Annotated in this window: 13 protein-coding genes; 2 read left to right on the top strand and 11 right to left on the bottom strand. The window is 51.2% G+C overall.

The genetic code is table 11. The features are described from left to right. Positions 1–126: 126 nt before the first annotated feature. The 9 genes from SH580_RS19205 to SH580_RS19165 all read right to left on the bottom strand — a co-directional run bounded on the left by SH580_RS19205 (position 127) and on the right by SH580_RS19165 (position 12,632). Positions 127–2,352: a beta strand repeat-containing protein gene (locus SH580_RS19205; protein WP_319832428.1), complete on the bottom strand. Its 2,226-nt coding sequence runs from the start codon at positions 2,350–2,352 to the stop codon at positions 127–129. Positions 2,353–3,113: 761 nt separating this feature from the next. Next, on the bottom strand, positions 3,114–4,487 hold the full coding sequence (locus tag SH580_RS19200) for a GH1 family beta-glucosidase (protein ID WP_319832427.1): 1,374 nt from the start codon (positions 4,485–4,487) through the stop codon (positions 3,114–3,116). A gap of 286 nt (positions 4,488–4,773) precedes the next feature. Further along, on the bottom strand, positions 4,774–7,257 hold the full coding sequence (locus SH580_RS19195; protein WP_345786206.1) for an ATP-dependent Clp protease ATP-binding subunit: 2,484 nt from the start codon (positions 7,255–7,257) through the stop codon (positions 4,774–4,776). Positions 7,258–7,278: 21 nt separating this feature from the next. After that, positions 7,279–8,367 carry a protein arginine kinase gene (locus SH580_RS19190; protein ID WP_319832425.1) on the bottom strand — a complete coding sequence of 363 codons (1,089 nt, stop codon included), beginning with the start codon at positions 8,365–8,367 and terminating at the stop codon, positions 7,279–7,281. Then, positions 8,364–8,873 (bottom strand): UvrB/UvrC motif-containing protein, encoded by a 510-nt coding sequence (locus tag SH580_RS19185; protein ID WP_319832424.1) that lies wholly within the window; start codon positions 8,871–8,873, stop codon positions 8,364–8,366. The genes SH580_RS19190 and SH580_RS19185 overlap by 4 nt, the downstream gene beginning before the upstream one ends. A gap of 141 nt (positions 8,874–9,014) precedes the next feature. Then, positions 9,015–9,881: a branched-chain-amino-acid transaminase gene (ilvE, locus tag SH580_RS19180; protein ID WP_319832423.1), complete on the bottom strand. Its 867-nt coding sequence runs from the start codon at positions 9,879–9,881 to the stop codon at positions 9,015–9,017. A 246-nt stretch (positions 9,882–10,127) separates the two neighbouring features. Continuing rightward, positions 10,128–11,270, bottom strand: a complete 1,143-nt coding sequence (locus tag SH580_RS19175; protein ID WP_319832422.1) for a hypothetical protein — start codon at positions 11,268–11,270, stop codon at positions 10,128–10,130. A 9-nt stretch (positions 11,271–11,279) separates the two neighbouring features. Then, the gene (locus SH580_RS19170; RefSeq protein WP_319832421.1) at positions 11,280–11,999 is read right to left on the bottom strand and encodes a hypothetical protein; all 720 of its coding nucleotides are present in this window, start codon (positions 11,997–11,999) and stop codon (positions 11,280–11,282) included. A 24-nt stretch (positions 12,000–12,023) separates the two neighbouring features. Continuing rightward, positions 12,024–12,632 (bottom strand): DUF4013 domain-containing protein, encoded by a 609-nt coding sequence (locus SH580_RS19165; protein ID WP_319832420.1) that lies wholly within the window; start codon positions 12,630–12,632, stop codon positions 12,024–12,026. A gap of 25 nt (positions 12,633–12,657) precedes the next feature. Between SH580_RS19165 and SH580_RS19160 the strand changes: the two genes are divergently transcribed. Together SH580_RS19160 and SH580_RS19155 are read left to right on the top strand one after the other, a co-directional pair. Beyond that, on the top strand, positions 12,658–13,542 hold the full coding sequence (locus SH580_RS19160) for a polyprenyl synthetase family protein (RefSeq protein WP_319832419.1): 885 nt from the start codon (positions 12,658–12,660) through the stop codon (positions 13,540–13,542). Positions 13,543–13,557: 15 nt separating this feature from the next. After that, positions 13,558–14,400: a CvfB family protein gene (locus SH580_RS19155; RefSeq protein ID WP_319832418.1), complete on the top strand. Its 843-nt coding sequence runs from the start codon at positions 13,558–13,560 to the stop codon at positions 14,398–14,400. Here SH580_RS19155 and SH580_RS19150 read toward each other — a convergent pair whose 3' ends face one another. Both SH580_RS19150 and argH read right to left on the bottom strand, forming a co-directional pair. Next, positions 14,401–15,141, bottom strand: coding sequence for a hypothetical protein (locus SH580_RS19150; RefSeq protein ID WP_319832417.1), 741 nt, complete (start codon positions 15,139–15,141; stop codon positions 14,401–14,403). It abuts the gene before it with no gap. A gap of 140 nt (positions 15,142–15,281) precedes the next feature. Continuing rightward, entirely contained in the window at positions 15,282–16,679 is a 1,398-nt protein-coding gene (gene argH / locus SH580_RS19145; protein ID WP_319832416.1) for an argininosuccinate lyase, read from the bottom strand. Between the last annotated feature and the right edge of the window lie 100 nt (positions 16,680–16,779).

Raw genomic sequence — 16,779 nt, 5'->3', positions numbered from 1 at the left:
ACTTCAATTCGCACAGTATCATTGCGCAACTTAACTGTTTGCGCGGTGAGCAAGCTCACCAGTGACTCCAGTGCCCCGCCCTATGCCGCATGCAAGGCATAGGGCGGGACACTGAAAAGGATGACTCTACCCGCGACGACGCAAAATCACAGTTGCCCCGAGCACGGCGCTCACCAAAGCAAACATACTCGGCTCAGGCACGACAGTGTATGTCAGCTCAATCGATCCGGTGCCACCATTGAAATTCAGAGTGCCACCGCCAAGGCCTTCGCCTAGATTAAGAACCAGTCCACTCGTCAAATCGCTTCCAGCGATGGTGCTGCCACTGTCGCTATAAAATTCAAATAGAGCGACGGTGTATTCTCCCGCAAGCTCAGTCCCCGAAAGTGTAATGTTCAGGTCATTATTATTCAGCACAAGATCTCCCGAGACATAGTTCCAAAACTGTAACTGATCGGAGGCCCCTCCAGAGCCATCCACCTCGAAATTGAAGGCCGCTCCCGCATCCATGGTCAGCAAGGCTGCACTCGTATCGGCACCGTTTAAGGTCAAGGTGCCGATGCTGTTTCCTGGTGCAATCGATGAACCACTGGCGACTGAAATCGATTGATCCACACCATTGACGACGTCTGGCTTAATAACGCCCGAACCACCGAGGACACCCGTTTCCGCGGCCGCTGTTATGGAGACTCCGGTGCCATCTGTTGTGATATTATTCGAAATCTCAATACGACCTGCGATCGTGGGATGAATATAAGTAATGACAGTGCCCTCCACAATGCCAGTCCCTGAGATACTCTGTCCAACGTGGAGATGACTCGTATCGACACCCGTGATAATCGACTGTCCGCTCGTCATATCTCCAGTAATAGCAGCCGCATCATATCCGACTTTGAGGCCGCCCTGCCCCGTCGAACTACCGGAAGCACCCGAACCACCATTGGCGTATAGAGTCGTTCCATTGATGACGCTCGTGCCACCTCGATAAGTATTGTTATCACCCGAAATAATAACAGAGCCCCCACCTTCTACAATGACTGGCACATAACGGTGATCACCAGAACTCGTATTATACTCTAAAATATCACCACTAAAGGTTGCGGTTGATCCACTGCCAGCCACTAAGTGAACATTCGCTTCACGGTTCTTGTTAAAGTCCGCCTCAACAGCATTGTAGGTAGTTGTTTCCAACCGGATATTACCAGTAAATGTCACATCCGCATTCTCTGCATTGGTTCCGATTTTAATCAAATCCGAACGAGCCGTATCGACGTTGTTACTCCAATTACGATTGGCAAATAAATCGGAGGCCATCGATAAACCATCGGCAAGCCATAAACTGGTTTGTGTGCGACTAGCTGACGTGCCGTTTTGTACCCCCAAGGATATACTCAAAGAATTTCCTGCACCGAATGCATTCGCATTCTCCACAGAGAATTCACCAGTCGACAAAAAGAGCGCCGAATTCGTCTGATTAGCATTGCCCTTTGTCGAAGTTAAAGTCGAACCGTCCTGTAGGAAACGAGTCACGATTCCAGTCGATAAAATCGTCAAATTTTGATTGAGATTACCCGTCCAATTACCCGTAAAAGCAATGGATGAGTCACCCGTGGTATTCGACTCAATTTGTATCGATCTATTCTGCGTACCTGTCTCTGCAAAATGAATCGGAGTCGCAAAGCTCAGCGCCTGATCCGCACCAAAAAGATTTCCAATACTCAGAGCCCCCAAATCAGTCGTATTCCAAGTGAGTGCATTCGATCCTAAACGTGACAACTGTGAAATCCCCAGCAAGCGAATACCGCCACCACTCAAAGTAAAGGCACCCGTGTAGCCCGTGCTCACTCCTGATTGAAAAAAGACTGCACCTCCTTTGGCACCAGTGATTTCAATATCTCCAGAACCCGAAATGTCAGAGGAAATCATCAAGCGCCCGCGGTTCCAACTACTCGACTCCACATGCCAAGTTTGATTGGCAGTCGCCTCCAAACTTCCCGAGATGGTCACATGCCCATTGGAGGTATTCGGACGATTCGTGGTAATTCCTCCAGCTCCCACACTCAGTGTAGTGGCCCCCGTATCTAAGGTATAACTGTGGGCTGAATTATCCGCCTCAAAGGTCACGCTATTGACTGACCATGAACTATCTACAGTGCTGACAACATCGCCACTAGTCAACGCTTGGAAGAGAATATCATCGTCATTGATAAGAGAAGGCGCGCCTGAATCCCAATTCGTCCCCTCACTCCAATTGCCATCCGTTGTCCCCGTCCACGTGACGGTTGCGGCATGAACTGGTAAGGCTGCCACCATTAACAATAGTTTAGATAAATCGTTTGGGAGTCGTTTCATAGTATCTCTGGGGGTAGTTTTTAATATTCTTCCATCGCTGAAAGTAAGACGAATCGGCACACATGGAAGCAGTCGAGCAGCAATCGAAGCGGCCTGCTTTCAGATTCATCTAAGGGATGTAAATACGACGTCGAATAAGCAACAATTGTCAAGGATATTTTTTACAAATACTAAACACATTACCTAGGATAAATAAGCCAATACCAAGCACTCCAATCAACAATATGCAGCGCCGACGACAGCCTGCTATTGCGGCTGATCCAGCCACTTCACCACAATATAACGCACCTCTTCTTCCCCTTGAGCATTCTTCATAATATTATAACCATGCCTGCGCATACCTTCGAGGCTATATACTGTGAGCATCGTAAGGCGACGTCCAGGTGGGACTGAAATAGGCCCCTGAAAGAATTTACGTAAATCAATTCCATTCTCAGTTGAAGCGAGCTGTCCAGCAATTGCAAAAATTCTGGACTTCTTATCCTGGGCGATTGCTCGCGACTAGAAACGCCTGGGGATTCATTCGATCTATTACTATATTTTTGGGTTTAAGGTAAAACTTTCCAGCAACTAAACATAGCATCTCATCCAAGAACAAGAAATTAATACAACGTTGAATAATCTTTAGTGTCAAAACAAATAATGGTAACAAAAAATATATAAAAGCTAAATCCCAATCCAAGCCGAAGCGCCGATTGTGGGTTCAATCGACGAACTCCCTCCCTCGGCCCGGAGTGCTGTAGGACAATTGTAATAGTGCCTTACTGCGCAAGATCGCGCTCTATCAATTTCTGATATGCATGGTAGGATGCCTTTGGAATACGCTCCTGTGTATTAAAGTCACAGAATATCAAACCAAAGCGCATGTCGTAGCCACGCGTCCATTCAAAATTATCCATCAAAGTCCAGCAGAAGTAGCCTTTCACATTCACGCCATCTTCATCCCGAGCCTGCTTCAGCTCTGCAGTATAACGCTCAATAAAATCTGCACGAAAATGATCGCCGACAGCCGACGCTGGATCGTTATCCGCTACAGAGCAACCATTCTCCGTAACATACACAGGCAAACCATTATAGCGCTGCTCAATCCAATTAAGCATTTTACGCAGGCCCCATGGCACCACATACCAGCCCATACTAGTGGTCGGCCACTTTGGATCCGCACTTAGGTGCACGCACTGATCGGTATCCATACCTCCATTACCATTCTCCGCCGCGACGCCGTTCTCATCGACAGGTCTACGTGAGGCATAATGGGTGGTATAATGATTCAGCCCAAGAAAATCTGCGGAGCCCTTCAAAAGATCACTTTGCTCCGCAGTAAATCTAGGTAGACGATCGCCCACGCGCTCTCTCATAATGGCTGGATAATCGCCAAAGACCAATGGATCGGTGAACCAACCATAAAAGAACTCTAGCGCTTCTTGAGCCGCCGCTTGGTCTTCCGCCGAGTCCGTTAATGGCTCTCGAAAGTCACAGTTATTGGCGATCCCGATTTGGCCGGCATACCCCCCCTCCCGAAAAGCCTTAGCCGCTAAACCGTGCGCCAACATCAAGTTATGTGCGACTAAATAAGGCTCCGTGACCGAAGAGCGACCGGGCGCAAAGACCCCCATTCCGTGTCCCAGCACCGCAGTGCACCAGCTCTCGTTAAAAGTCATCCATTGTGTGACACGGTCACCAAAGGCGCGAAAACATACCTGCGCATATTCGGCAAACGCTTCCGCGGTGGAGTAATTGAGCCAACCATCGTCCTCCAGCTGAAGCGTCAGAGGCAAATCCCAGTGATAGAGGGTAACAAATGGAGTGATTCCCTTGGCCAACAGACCATCAATTAGACGATTATAGAAATCAATCCCAGCTTGGTTCACCTCACCACGTCCTTGTGGTAGGATACGCGACCAGCTGATGGAGAAGCGATAGCCACTCACGCCTAATTGCTCGATCAACTCGATATCTTCCTGATAACGATGGTAATGATCGCAGGCCACATCTGCGGTATCTCCATTTGTGATCTTACCAGGTGTATGGCTAAACGCATCCCAGATATTCAGCCCCTTGCCATCTGCTAGCCAAGCGCCCTCGATTTGATGTGCAGCCGTCGCTACGCCCCATGTGAAGTCTTTCTGATTCATATACTCTTAAAAATTAGCCACTACCTGTTACCTGTAATTAACCATACAATCAGCAATCACAAAAATGCAATAAGTCACATCCATCTAATGGATTACTGTAAACACATGAGCCATCATTGCATGCAGATCGAATCTGCGCGACTCACAATAAAAGCAGGCCCGATGAGGCAAGAGATTATGACAAATCTACAATGATTTCCTGTAGCGCCTCCGTAAGACCTGCTAGAAATAAACGCGCCTCACTCATATTAGAGTGAGGCGCGCGAAAAACAACAAATCTCAGAGCTTACGAGCCAACAGGCTGCTCCTGTTCAAAGAGTAGGCCTTTACCTTCTTCATTCACCGTCACCTTAATGACTTCGCCGGGCTTTATCTCGCCTGAGAGAATGGCTTCGGCCAGAGAATCTTCGAGGTATTTTTCAACCGCTCTGCGCAATGGGCGGGCACCGTATTTCTCGTCGTAGCCCTTATCAATTAAGAAACTCTTGGATGCTTCGTCGAAATCGAATGTCAGCTCACGCTCCTTGAGACGATTGGAAACGTTGCGCAGCTCCAACTCAACGATGGCTTTCATATCCTCACGGGCAAGTGACTTAAAAATCACCAAATCATTCAGGCGGTTGAGGAACTCAGGCTTAAAGACACGCTTAGTCTCATCGAGAATCTTCTCACGAATCTTCTCATACTCGTTATCGGCGTTACTCTCGACACCGAAGCCCATCGATGTGTTGCGCTGTAAGATATCCGCGCCGACATTGGATGTCATAATCAATATCGTATTTCGGAAATCAATCTTGCGGCCCAAGCTGTCGGTCAGACGCCCCTCTTCGAGCACTTGCAATAACAACTGCACGACGTCGGGGTGCGCTTTTTCAATTTCGTCGAAGAGCACCACGGAGTAAGGCTTGCGACGAACTGCTTCGGTAAGTTGTCCCCCCTCTTCGTAACCGACATAACCAGGAGGCGAGCCGACAAGGCGCGACACAGCGAATTTTTCCATGTACTCCGACATGTCGATCTGAATAATCGCGTCCTTATCCCCGAACATCTCTTCAGCCAAGACTTTGGCCAAGAGCGTCTTACCGACACCTGTGGGCCCGAGGAACATGAACGAACCAATCGGCCGCTTAGGATCCTTCAGATCGGCACGGGAGCGACGGAGCGCCTTGGAGATCACTTCAGTCGCAATGCCTTGACCGATGACTTCGCGCTGTAATTCAGATTCGAGCTTGAGCAATTTCTTACTTTCGGCCTCTTCCATACGCGAGAGTGGAATACCAGTCCATGCGGCGACCACTTGCAGCATTTCCTCTTCGTCGACAACGAGTCGGTTTTCTTCGCGGTTCTTCTTCCACTCCTCGATAAAGTCCGCCTGTTTTTTGCGCAGTTGCTTTTCTTCGTCACGGTATTTAGCCGCCCCTTCGAAGTGCTGCTTCGCGATGGCGTCTTCTTTCTTAGCGCAGACTTCTTCGATCTCCGCAGTCATCGCCTCGATTTCAGGCGGCTGCTGGAGCGACTCGATACGCGCACGCGCACCGGCCTCATCAAGAATGTCGATCGCTTTATCCGGAAGGAAGCGAGTGGTGATATAACGCTCTGAAAGTTTGGCGGCCGCTTCGAGTGAACCGTCAGTAAAAGTAACTTTGTGGTGATCTTCGTATTTACCGCGAATGCCCTTGAGAATGAGCACGGTATCTTCAACAGAGGGGGCTTCGACTTTGACCGATTGGAAGCGGCGATCCAGCGCACTGTCCTTCTCGATGTATTTGCGATATTCCGCCAATGTGGTGGCACCGATGCACTGTAACTCACCGCGGCTAAGCGATGGCTTGAAGATATTAGATGCGTCCATGGCACCTTCAGCGGCCCCCGCACCGACGATGGTATGCAACTCATCGATAAAGATGATCACGTTTTTGGCGCGACGAATCTCGTCCATCACCGCCTTAATACGCTCTTCGAATTGGCCCCGGTATTTGGTGCCTGCGACCATAAGCGCAAGATCGAGTGTGATGACTCGCTTATCCGCTAGAATCTCGGGCACAATGCCAGAAGCGATCTCTTGTGCCAAGCCCTCGACAATGGCTGTTTTCCCCACACCAGCTTCACCGATCAGGACCGGATTGTTCTTGGTGCGACGGCATAGAATCTGAACCACGCGACGGATCTCATCCGCACGACCGATCACGGGATCGAGCTCGCCCTTCTTGGCCAGTTCCGTCAGGTCGCGACCGAATGCTTTAAGCGCGGGCGTTTTACTGTCTTTTTTATCCTCGGGGCCGCCGGGCTTGCCAGCAGCTGCAGCTTCTTCGGTCTCGCCGGAAAAATTAGGATCCAGTTCAGCCAGAATTTCATTGCGGCAACGCTCGATATCAACGTCGAGCGATTTGAGCACACGGGCAGCCACGCCTTCGCCTTCGCGCAGTAGGCCAAGTAAAATATGCTCCGTACCGACGTAAGAGTGATTGAGGGCCTTCGCCTCCTTCCCCGCGAGTGCCAACACCTTTTTGACACGCGGCGTATAAGGGATATTACCAGAGGGCTTGCTATCTGGCCCGGTGCCGACTTGCTTCTCGACAGCAGAGCGCACGGTTTGCAGGTCGAGCCCCATTTTCTGCAGCACGTTGACCGCGACGCCCTGTCCGAGATTAATTAAACCAAGCAACAAGTGCTCCGTGCCCACGTAATTGTGGTGAAAGCGATCGGCCTCCTTGCGGGCGAGGGCCAAAACTTGTTGTGCGCGTGGGGTGAAATTATTCATAGGTTCCATAAGAGCGTCGTGTAATTGTATCTAACCGAGGTCTTTGACCTTGTCAAAATCGAGTGAAGGTAATCGGGCAAAATTTTCTCGCAAAATATCGGCCCGGCAGAGATCGCGGGCATCGGGTGCGATCCCCTCGCCTGCGGAATATTGAATATGCCCAGGTTGACACTCAATGAAGAGACGATCCACATCGGAGCGATTGGCCTCTGGCAACATTTCAAAATCGACTGCTAAACGCATCAACGATAGCAGGTTCATCGCTTCATGTGAATTGAGCACGTGTGCGTTTTGCAAAACACCGAATGCACGACCGATCTGGTCTAACATACGGGCACGGTTCTCTTCCAAATATTTGAAGCGGGCGTTAATTTCGTGATCAATAATTGTTTTGAAGACGCTCCCCAGGCGCGACATGATCTCCTCTTCGCTCTCGCCAAGCGTTTGCTGATTGGAGATCTGAAAGACATGGCCCGTCGCGTCCGAGCCCTCGCCAAAGAGACCGCGCACCGTGATGCCCAGCTGATTGACCGCTCGGATGACCTTTTCCATATGCTCCGAGATCACCAAGCCCGGCAGGTGCATCATCACAGAGGCACGCATCGCTGTTCCGAGATTGGTCGGGCATGCGGTCAGATAGCCATACTCCGGCGAAAAGGCGACGTCTAGCCCCGCCTCCAGACCAGAGTCAAATCGATCTATCTGCTTCCAAACGGAACGCAGGCTGAAACCGGTCTTCAGAAATTGAATACGCAGGTGGTCTTCTTCATTGATCATGACCGAGCATGTCTGATCCTTATTGATAAAGACGCCAGAGCCTGACTTGGATTCGCACAGTTCACGACTGATCAGATGCCGCTCGACTAAGACTTGCTTTTCCAAGTCGGAGAGTTCCGCAATGTCATAGAAGACACCATGCTTCATCTGCGTCAGATCGGCAATCTGTTCCGCACACCTGGTCATAACGTCACTCCGCTGTGCCGAAGTGGCACGCTCCGGAAACGGTGTGCCCACAATATTTCGGGCGAGCCGCACACGCGTACTGAGCACGACCGGTGAGCCCTTCTTAGTGCTTTGTGTGAGCTCGGCGTTGTCAGAGTTAATCAGCGATTCAATCATGATTCAACTGCCTCCGCGTCGACAGCCTGTTTGATCGCGTGGATTTGATCACGATACTTGGCGGCCTCTTCATAAGCCTCCTCCTCAATGGCACGTTGTAAGGCATTCTCCAAATTTTGAAGTTCCATCACACTATTTTGCCGCGAGAAGGCAACCTCGGGCACCTTCCCCTTATGAACAGTGCCCGCATGCATATCTTCCAACACCGGCTGTACCAATGGTTTAAAGGGCTGATAACAAGCTGCACACCCCAGGCGCCCCGTACGTCGAAAGTCCGCAGAAGTGAGGCCACAATCCGGACAAGTGATTTGCGGCTCCCCCTTCTCAGGGGTGAGATTTGTTTTGGATAGCAGGTCCGCCAGGGAAAATCCTTCGGGATCGGTCACCCCTTTGGCTTGCGCACAGGACTCGCATAGATCGACTTTAATAATCTTATTGTTGACGATCTGAGTCAGGTGGACTGTTGCGGGATTACTGCAATGACTGCACTTCAGGTTTTCGGCCATAATGAAAGGATATCAATGCCTAATGGGATCGCAAAGCTAAAGCGTATTTTCTGGCTAGACAATCCCGTGAGTTCGGCGGGTTCACGTAATATTGACATCAATTTGCATAAATTGTGCCAATCTTAAAACGAACAGATAAAACTAGAGCATCGTGCCTTCAACGCAAACGCGGCGTCGGAAAGCTTCGAGGAATCTAGCAGTAATTTGCCCCGGCTTGCCGTCGCCAATCTTGCGAGCATCCACTTCCACGATCGGCACGATCTCAGCGGCGGTGCCCGTCAGGAAGAGTTCGTCAGCAACCCAGATATCGTAACGTGTCACATTCGCCTCACGCCATGGGATACCAAGCTCATCCGCAATTTCCAACGCGGTGTCGCGAGTAATCCCCTTGAGCGCACCCGCGCTGGCAGATGGAGTAATCAGCACACCTTTATGTATGATAAAGACATTATCCCCGGTGCACTCGGCCACATAACCTTGGTCATTGAGCATGATCGCTTCTTGATAGCCCAGATGCTGCGCTTCGATCTTAGCCAGAATATTATTTAAATAATTCAGCGATTTAACTGTCGGCGGTAATGCGGCCGGATTGCAACGCCGGGTCGGCACTGTGATAATAGGCAAACCATTTTCGTAAAACTCCTTAGGATAGAGCTGTATGGTGTCCGCGATAATAATAAGCTGCGGCTTATCACAGTTTTTAATGGAAAGCCCCAGGCTCCCCACTCCTCGTGTAATGACCAAACGGATGTAACCGTCTTTAAGGCCATTCGCGCGACAGGTCTCGCAAACCGCATCGGAAATTTCCTGTCGCGTCCAAGGCATCGTCAGCATGATCGCCTTAGCCGAGTATTCTAAGCGCTCCAAGTGCTCTTCTAGCTTGAAAACACAGCCATTATAGAGGCGGATGCCCTCAAAGATGCCATCTCCGTAGAGTAGCCCGTGATCAAAAACTGAAACCTTGGCCTCGTCCGCATCGACTAACTGATCATTTAAGTAAATTTTCATAAAATACACAATATTGAGAGCTGATATGCTTTTGTCTAGTCCACATGTGCAATGTGAATAACAAAGCGCCGTCCCTCGAAAGAGACGGCGCTTAAACAAACAACAAACTTAACAAAAACTACAATACTGTATGTTTTAATAGACGCATTCCCCCTGCTCGCGTTCAAACTTCAGTCATTTTTATTTCAATAAAAATGCTAATGCACACAGCACACTGCTAAACAGCGACTTACAGATCAAATAAAACTACAGATGTCTTTCGAGTTCAGCCTGCATTTCCTTGGCATCTTCCCAATCAGTCAAATAAATCGCCAGATAGTGTAGATATTGATGAGCTGGCACCTCCTGTAATATGCCTTCGAAAAGCACCCCCAGCGAACGAGCAGGATTAAAGTATGCGGGATTAATGCGAGACATGCGCAAAAGTAAAATCTCATAGCGCGCCTGAATCCTCGCACGCACCGCCGGCTCCGCTCGATGCGTCCACAAAGAACGCAAATTAAGCTTCAACTCGACTCCGGATTCCAACTGGAGCGGCTCCTCCAGACTGGCTAACTTCGCTAGCCAAGTCCGCGATGTATCCATCGACTCAATGACATCATATTCCTGCGCTAGCAATACAGTCAGTTGCTCCGCGAACCAGACCTGTCCACTGACTGGCTCGGCAGTCGGCGAATTAGGTTGTATGGCGGAAGTGATGGCCTCTTCCACATCAATCCCAGCAGTTGCCTGCTGGAAAAGTCCAATGATTCGGTCTCGCTTCAAACCACTGGCTTTCATGACCGAAAGCAGCCAATACCCCGAGTCCGAGGACATGGACACTTCAGATTGCAATGCTTCAACAACCTCTGTCAATACAAGTGGCGGAAGCCCCCGCCTACGCTGCAGCGACTCCACAAACTCCGCCGCACGTAAGCCATAGTAAATCTCGCCCGCCAACGCCTCGACGGGCCAGGCTCGTAAATTTGCAGCTGCGCCAGTCCCATAATTAAACACAGCATACTGACGGAGCAAAGCCTCAGCAATCCCCCGGCAAGTTCGCTTCAGCGTCATGTCATCTTCCCAACGCAGATCCAAGCACACTGAATTACGCTCTGCCAGGCGGACGCGGTAATCGCCTTCAAAGTCAACATGTGCCTCGGGACGCAGACTAATCAAAATTGGCTGAGGAAAAGCCAAGCCTTCGCGCTCAAGATACCGCTGCGCAATCTCAACGCTGTAGGCACTCAACTCATTCACATAAGAAACGGAGCGCAAATCCAAGCCCACCACCTCGAAATAATGATTCCGCATCGTGCGCAAATTAGGCGCAGCCTGCCCCCACGGTACGCCAACCGTCGCGAAGACAAGCCACGCGACCAGCACCTGCATAAAGAAAAGTCGACGCATACCGAACGGCTATCGCAGCTTGAAAACAAACTGATCCCCCACGACTTCCACCGAATCCGCACGCGCAAAAGCCTCGGAGATAATTTGATACTCTTCAGTCGCGGCATATCCCTGCGATAAAACAGCTAGAAGTCGGGCCCCCAGCAGTTGCGGCATAGGCACCTTCGCACTTCTCACATTGACAGAGCGGATCTTGGGCTGAGACGCATTCAATTCGCACAGCACAGAAATAGTAAAATCATCGCTCGCTCCAAAGGCCGTAATAGTAGTGGGCACATTTAAATAAAACTGCCCATCACCCACGATCCCGACATTGGGCACTCCCGGCACGATTAGCAAATTCGCCTCTTCATCATTTTCACTCGCGGATTGCCCCGGCCGGAATTTAGCCGCCATCCACGCGTTGATCTCCCCCGTCGAAATCTCCACAGATTGAGCCCCCTCCATGCTCAACGACGCACGCTTCGCCTCCCAGCTGCGCGAACTGAGCACTGCGCCCTCAATATAATAAGCATCCCCAGGCTTGGGACCAAGATCCGCCTTCGCCGCTTTGCTCGGCTTTTTGGACGAATCCGCTAAAGAAGTTTCGTACTCAGCCTGACTGCCAAAGGCTTTCGCCGGAAAAGCCAACATATAGCCAAAGCCCAACAACGCCCCCAACAAGGCCATCAATACCGCACAAAAATAGACTCCAGTGGCACTTGGTGTTTTATCAGCAGCAATAGACATATCTTCAAAAAAATTTAAATAAAACTAAAAGCTTGTTGATTGATGTTGCTCCAAACGGCGGTAGCGCAAGCTCGTGTAAGTAATCAACATGAGGAAAGCAGCAAAAATCGCAAAACCATAAAATGGTAAAAGTAAGACCACCAGCCCCAGAAAAACAAATGCCGGCACAACCAAGCGCGGCAGTTCCATCCACGTCATACGAGCAATCAGAGCCAGATCTAACAAATCCTTGAAGTCTTTACGCATATTATAGCGATACAGCGCCGAGGTAAATAATACCGTAGCCAGCAAAACCACCGAAAGTAAGAAAACGTTCGTCAAAGCACTGAGCCCCACACAGGTCAGCAACCAACTAATACCACTCGCCACCAATATCGGCAATAACCAATAGCCCAGCCAAACCACCCCGAAGCGCAAACCGTCTTGAAACAGCCCCGGCCAGTCCTGCCACGCCGGTAATACCGGCTCTCCAGACCTTCGCACCGCACGCGAAAGTCGATACAGGTAGCCAAAGGCAAACAAGTTCACGATCGGCACAAATGACAACAAGCCGCCAATCAAAAGTTTCACCCAAAAACCAGGCAACTTAAGCAGACGATTGAAAACTTCTTCGAATATTGGCGTTTCCTTCATATAAAGTATGCTCTAAGCTATCGTAGTGAATCCCGTATTAAAAGAAAAATTGGATCAGTATCGTATACGTGTAGAAAGCGGCATCGATCAACTATTACCTGCTGCCGACACCCGTCCGGCTAAGCTGCACGCGGCCATGCGCTACTCCATGGAAGCCGGCGGCAAGCGCATCCGGCCCGCGCTGCTCTTTGCCGCCAGTGAGCTATTCCACTCAAAGGCCGACCCCGTCGCCGCAGCCGTCGCCATCGAGTGCTTGCACACCTACACCCTGATCCACGACGACCTGCCCTCCATCGATAACAGCGATCTACGCCGCGGACGCCCGAGTTGCCACGCACAGTTCGACGAGGCCACCGCAGTATTAGCCGGCGATGCGCTGCTCACCTACAGTTTTCAACTACTTGCCCGCGCCTACGGCGACCAGCCCACACTCGCGACCCGCCTGATTGGCGAACTGGCCGATGCCAGCGGCAGCGAACGTCTGATCGGTGGTCAACAAGAAGACATCGATAACGAAGGTAAGCCACTCGACGCCGACACCCTGCGCTACATTCACGAAAACAAGACCGCCGCCCTGCTCACCGCCGCGCTCAAGATGGGGCTCTTTTTCTGCGAGCCATCCCCTACGCAAATCCAACTAGTGCAAGAGGCCGGCTACCACCTGGGACTCGCATTTCAAATCGTCGACGATATCCTCGACGCCACCTCCGACCCGGAAACCATGGGCAAACCAGTCGGTAACGATGCTGCCGCCGACAAATCCACTTACGTGGCACTTCACGGCATCGAAGGCGCACACCTGGAAGCCAAGCGCCACACCGAAGCCGCGATCACCGCACTCGAACAACTCGGCGGCGAAAACAAGCTCCTGATTGAACTCGTGCGCGAGCTCGAAACACGCATTCATTAGCATTCACTCCATACAATGGCAAACATCGGCAGATACAACACACTTACCGTGCTCGAGAAAAGCGACCACGGCCTCTACCTCGACGGCGGACCGCATGACAAAATCCTCATGCCCACACGCTACGTCACACCGGACATGAGCATCGGCAGCGAAGTCGAGGTATTCGTCTATAACGATTCGGAAGATCGCTTGGTCGCGACCACGGAAAAGCCCTACGCTCAAGCTGGCGAGTTTGCCTATCTTGAAGTGATCAGCGTGCACCCCACCGCAGGTGCCTTTCTCGACTGGGGTTTGAGCAAAGACCTCCTGCTCCCCTATCGCGAGCAAGGCAACACCCACTTCACTGAAGGCGACGGTGCCATTGTTGCCGTCTATGTCGACGAATATACTAATCGCGTAGTCGCCTCCACTCGCCTGCATAACCACCTGCCGGCTGAAAAACCACCTTACGAAGTCGGCGATGCCGTACACGTGCTGATTTACGGCGACTCGCCGCTCGGTTTCAAATCCATCATTGATAAACGCTACCGCGGCCTGCTCTACCACCAAGAGACCTCCGACCAACTCGAACCCGGCGACCAATTCACTGGCTATATTAAAAAGGTTCACAACGACGGTAAGATTGACCTCCGTCGCGATCCCTCCGGCTACGGCCGAGTGGACGGCGTCAGTCAGATCATCCTCGAAAAGCTTGAAGCTGCCGGTGGTGCAATGCCTTTCAACGACAAGAGCACTCCCGAAGCCATCCGCGCCACCTTCGACACGAGCAAAAAGGCTTTCAAACAAGGGCTAGGCAGACTGTATAAACAGCGCCGTATTCTCATCACAGAAAACGGCATCGAGTTGGTCAACGAATAATCACTCAGTCCCGCTTTCACACAGCACTGCATCTGCCTGATACAGCTCCCGGTTACTGGACTGAAACTCTGCTTTGAGCCGCACACGAAAGTTGATCAAGTCGACCAACTTCCACGCGTTCAGTTGCCAGAGCCCATCCACCTTGCCCTCGTGTGCGATACCAACAATCAGATGCGACGCATCGTCTAAAATCTTATTGGTCTCGCGCTTGGGCTCGAAGTAGAAAGTGCGAAAGCTACTAGTTTCGCTCCCCTGCTTATAGACCTTTGGGTCGATGTAAAAAACGCGTCCGCTCGCAGAGTGCTCCAAACGCAGATCCGGATAGCCCGAACGTTGTTCTTTGCCCGACGCATTAGGCGGGATCGAGCACTCGTAGCCATCGGCCTCGTTTAGATGCGCCAGCAAAAAATCCTCCACATGACGACTGATCTCATTCACCCGCCCCACTGTGTGGATCGAGTTATCAGGCTGTGCCAACTCTAGCAACATCGCATCCAGCGTCGTCTGCACATGCGCAAGCATAGCGGCATCAACAGGATCCGATGCGTCGACTGGCAACACCTGACAAGCAGACACCGCTTCCGCGACCGCCGCAAAACGGACATCCTCCAGACGACCGCCATCATCGAGTAGCCAATGAACAAAAGGCTCAATATCAGCATTTTGCGGCTGCGGTTCCTCAGCAGTGCAACCGAGCGTAGAGAGGAGCACAGCGAAAAAGAGATTAAAGAAAGCCTTCATAATTAGAGGAAAGCAGCAGTATCCGAAATAAGGCCCGAAACGACAAGCGGTTAATCTCACATCCGACGTAGCTGGTTGGCTCCGCCGCCCAGCCCGAAAACACGACCGGGCGGCAGAGCCAACCCGGCTACGAAGAATTCCTACTTCTGCCGCCAATGCGCGATACGCGCAGCAACTTGATCGGGCCCCGGCATACCGGGCTTATCACGCGCAGCGAGTGCTTTACTTAAATCAAAGGCATCCACCCAGTCCGCACCGAGTGCAGCGTGAATCTTCGCTACCTCTTCGTAAGGCAGTTCATTCAGTGGCGTTTCCAACTGCTCAGAAAGCCCGACTAAGGCACCCACCACATGATGTGCTTCGCGAAATGGCACCGCCTTTTTGACTAAATAATCCACAACATCGGTCGCCAGTAATGCAGGGTCGGCCACTGCAGCTGCACAACGCTTGGCATCTGCTTGAACCCCCGGCAAGCAGGCGGCCACACAGTCGAGGATCAATACGGTTTGATCAAAACTATCAAAGACTGGCGGCTTGTCCTCTTGCAGGTCGCGGTTATAGGTCAAGGGCAGACCTTTAACCATGGTCAGCAGCATTTGCAAATTCCCGGTCAAACGTGCTGATTTACCACGAATCAACTCAAAGGCATCGGGATTCTTTTTCTGCGGCATCAAGCTAGAACCGGTCGTGAATGCATCTGGCAATTTAACAAATCCGAACTCCGCGCTACTCCACAAGATAAAATCTTCAGCAAGACGTGAAAGATGCACACCGATCGAGGCACAGGCAGAAGCAAATTGAATAAAGCTATCGCGATCGCTCACGGCATCCATACTGTTCTGGGTGACCTGTGGCCGGCCCTGTGCGTCAACGAAACCAAGTTCTTTGGCCACAAACTCACGATCGATGGGCAATGTGGTGCCCGCAATCGCACCCGAACCTAGTGGGCAGACATTCGCCTGTTCTTTAACCGCCGCGATGCGAGTGCGGTCACGCGCAAACATTTCCACATAGGCCAATAGATGATGCGCCATCGACACGGGTTGCGCACGTTGTAAATGAGTATACCCCGGAATAATGACCGTCTGTGTTCTCTCAGCAAGATCGACCAAAGAAGCGATCACTGCAGCCAAAGAGGCGTCCACCTCATCACAGGCATACTTAAACCACAGCCGCATATCAGTCGCCACTTGGTCGTTGCGACTACGTGCCGTATGTAGTTTGGCGGCCGCCGGCACCTCCTGTGTTAGCGCTTGCTCGATGTTCATGTGGACATCCTCCAGCTCAGGGTCCCAGAAAAACTCTCCGGCCTCGACTTTGGCCAAAATGGCGTCAAGCCCAGCCTGAATCGCGTCGCGCTCTTCATCTGTAATAATGCCGACATGCGCCAGCATGGCTGCTTGCGCTTTACTGCCTTGCACATCAAACGGAGCCAGCCGTTGATCAAATGATACGGATTCACCGATGCGGAGCATCAATTCTGCGGGGCCTTCGGAGAACCGTCCGCCCCAGGTCGCTTGCTTTTTTCCTTCTGCCATAATCGCAGAGAATTTTGTGCCCTGCTGACTTTGGCAAATCTAATCCAGCTCTTTCTATAAAAGACGATTGCGCCACGCAATTTCCTGAAAATACTCCTCT

The organism is Coraliomargarita algicola (genome assembly GCF_033878955.1).
Classification (GTDB): Bacteria; Verrucomicrobiota; Verrucomicrobiia; order Opitutales; family Coraliomargaritaceae; genus Thalassobacterium; species Thalassobacterium algicola.
This window is presented reverse-complemented; position numbering and strand designations above follow the sequence as displayed.

Bases quoted from the DNA above. Each gene is read 5' to 3' on its own strand.
- SH580_RS19200 (WP_319832427.1), bottom strand. From the start codon at position 4,487: ATGAATCAGAAAGACTTCACATGGGGCGTAGCGACGGCTGCACATCAA.
- SH580_RS19205 (WP_319832428.1), bottom strand. From the start codon at position 2,352: ATGAAACGACTCCCAAACGATTTATCTAAACTATTGTTAATGGTGGCA.
- SH580_RS19165 (WP_319832420.1), bottom strand. From the start codon at position 12,632: ATGAAGGAAACGCCAATATTCGAAGAAGTTTTCAATCGTCTGCTTAAG.
- argH (WP_319832416.1), bottom strand. From the start codon at position 16,679: ATGGCAGAAGGAAAAAAGCAAGCGACCTGGGGCGGACGGTTCTCCGAA.
- SH580_RS19170 (WP_319832421.1), bottom strand. From the start codon at position 11,999: ATGTCTATTGCTGCTGATAAAACACCAAGTGCCACTGGAGTCTATTTT.
- SH580_RS19185 (WP_319832424.1), bottom strand. From the start codon at position 8,873: ATGGCCGAAAACCTGAAGTGCAGTCATTGCAGTAATCCCGCAACAGTC.
- SH580_RS19155 (WP_319832418.1), top strand. From the start codon at position 13,558: ATGGCAAACATCGGCAGATACAACACACTTACCGTGCTCGAGAAAAGC.
- SH580_RS19195 (WP_345786206.1), bottom strand. From the start codon at position 7,257: ATGGAACCTATGAATAATTTCACCCCACGCGCACAACAAGTTTTGGCC.
- ilvE (WP_319832423.1), bottom strand. From the start codon at position 9,881: ATGAAAATTTACTTAAATGATCAGTTAGTCGATGCGGACGAGGCCAAG.
- SH580_RS19190 (WP_319832425.1), bottom strand. From the start codon at position 8,367: ATGATTGAATCGCTGATTAACTCTGACAACGCCGAGCTCACACAAAGC.
- SH580_RS19150 (WP_319832417.1), bottom strand. From the start codon at position 15,141: ATGAAGGCTTTCTTTAATCTCTTTTTCGCTGTGCTCCTCTCTACGCTC.
- SH580_RS19175 (WP_319832422.1), bottom strand. From the start codon at position 11,270: ATGCGTCGACTTTTCTTTATGCAGGTGCTGGTCGCGTGGCTTGTCTTC.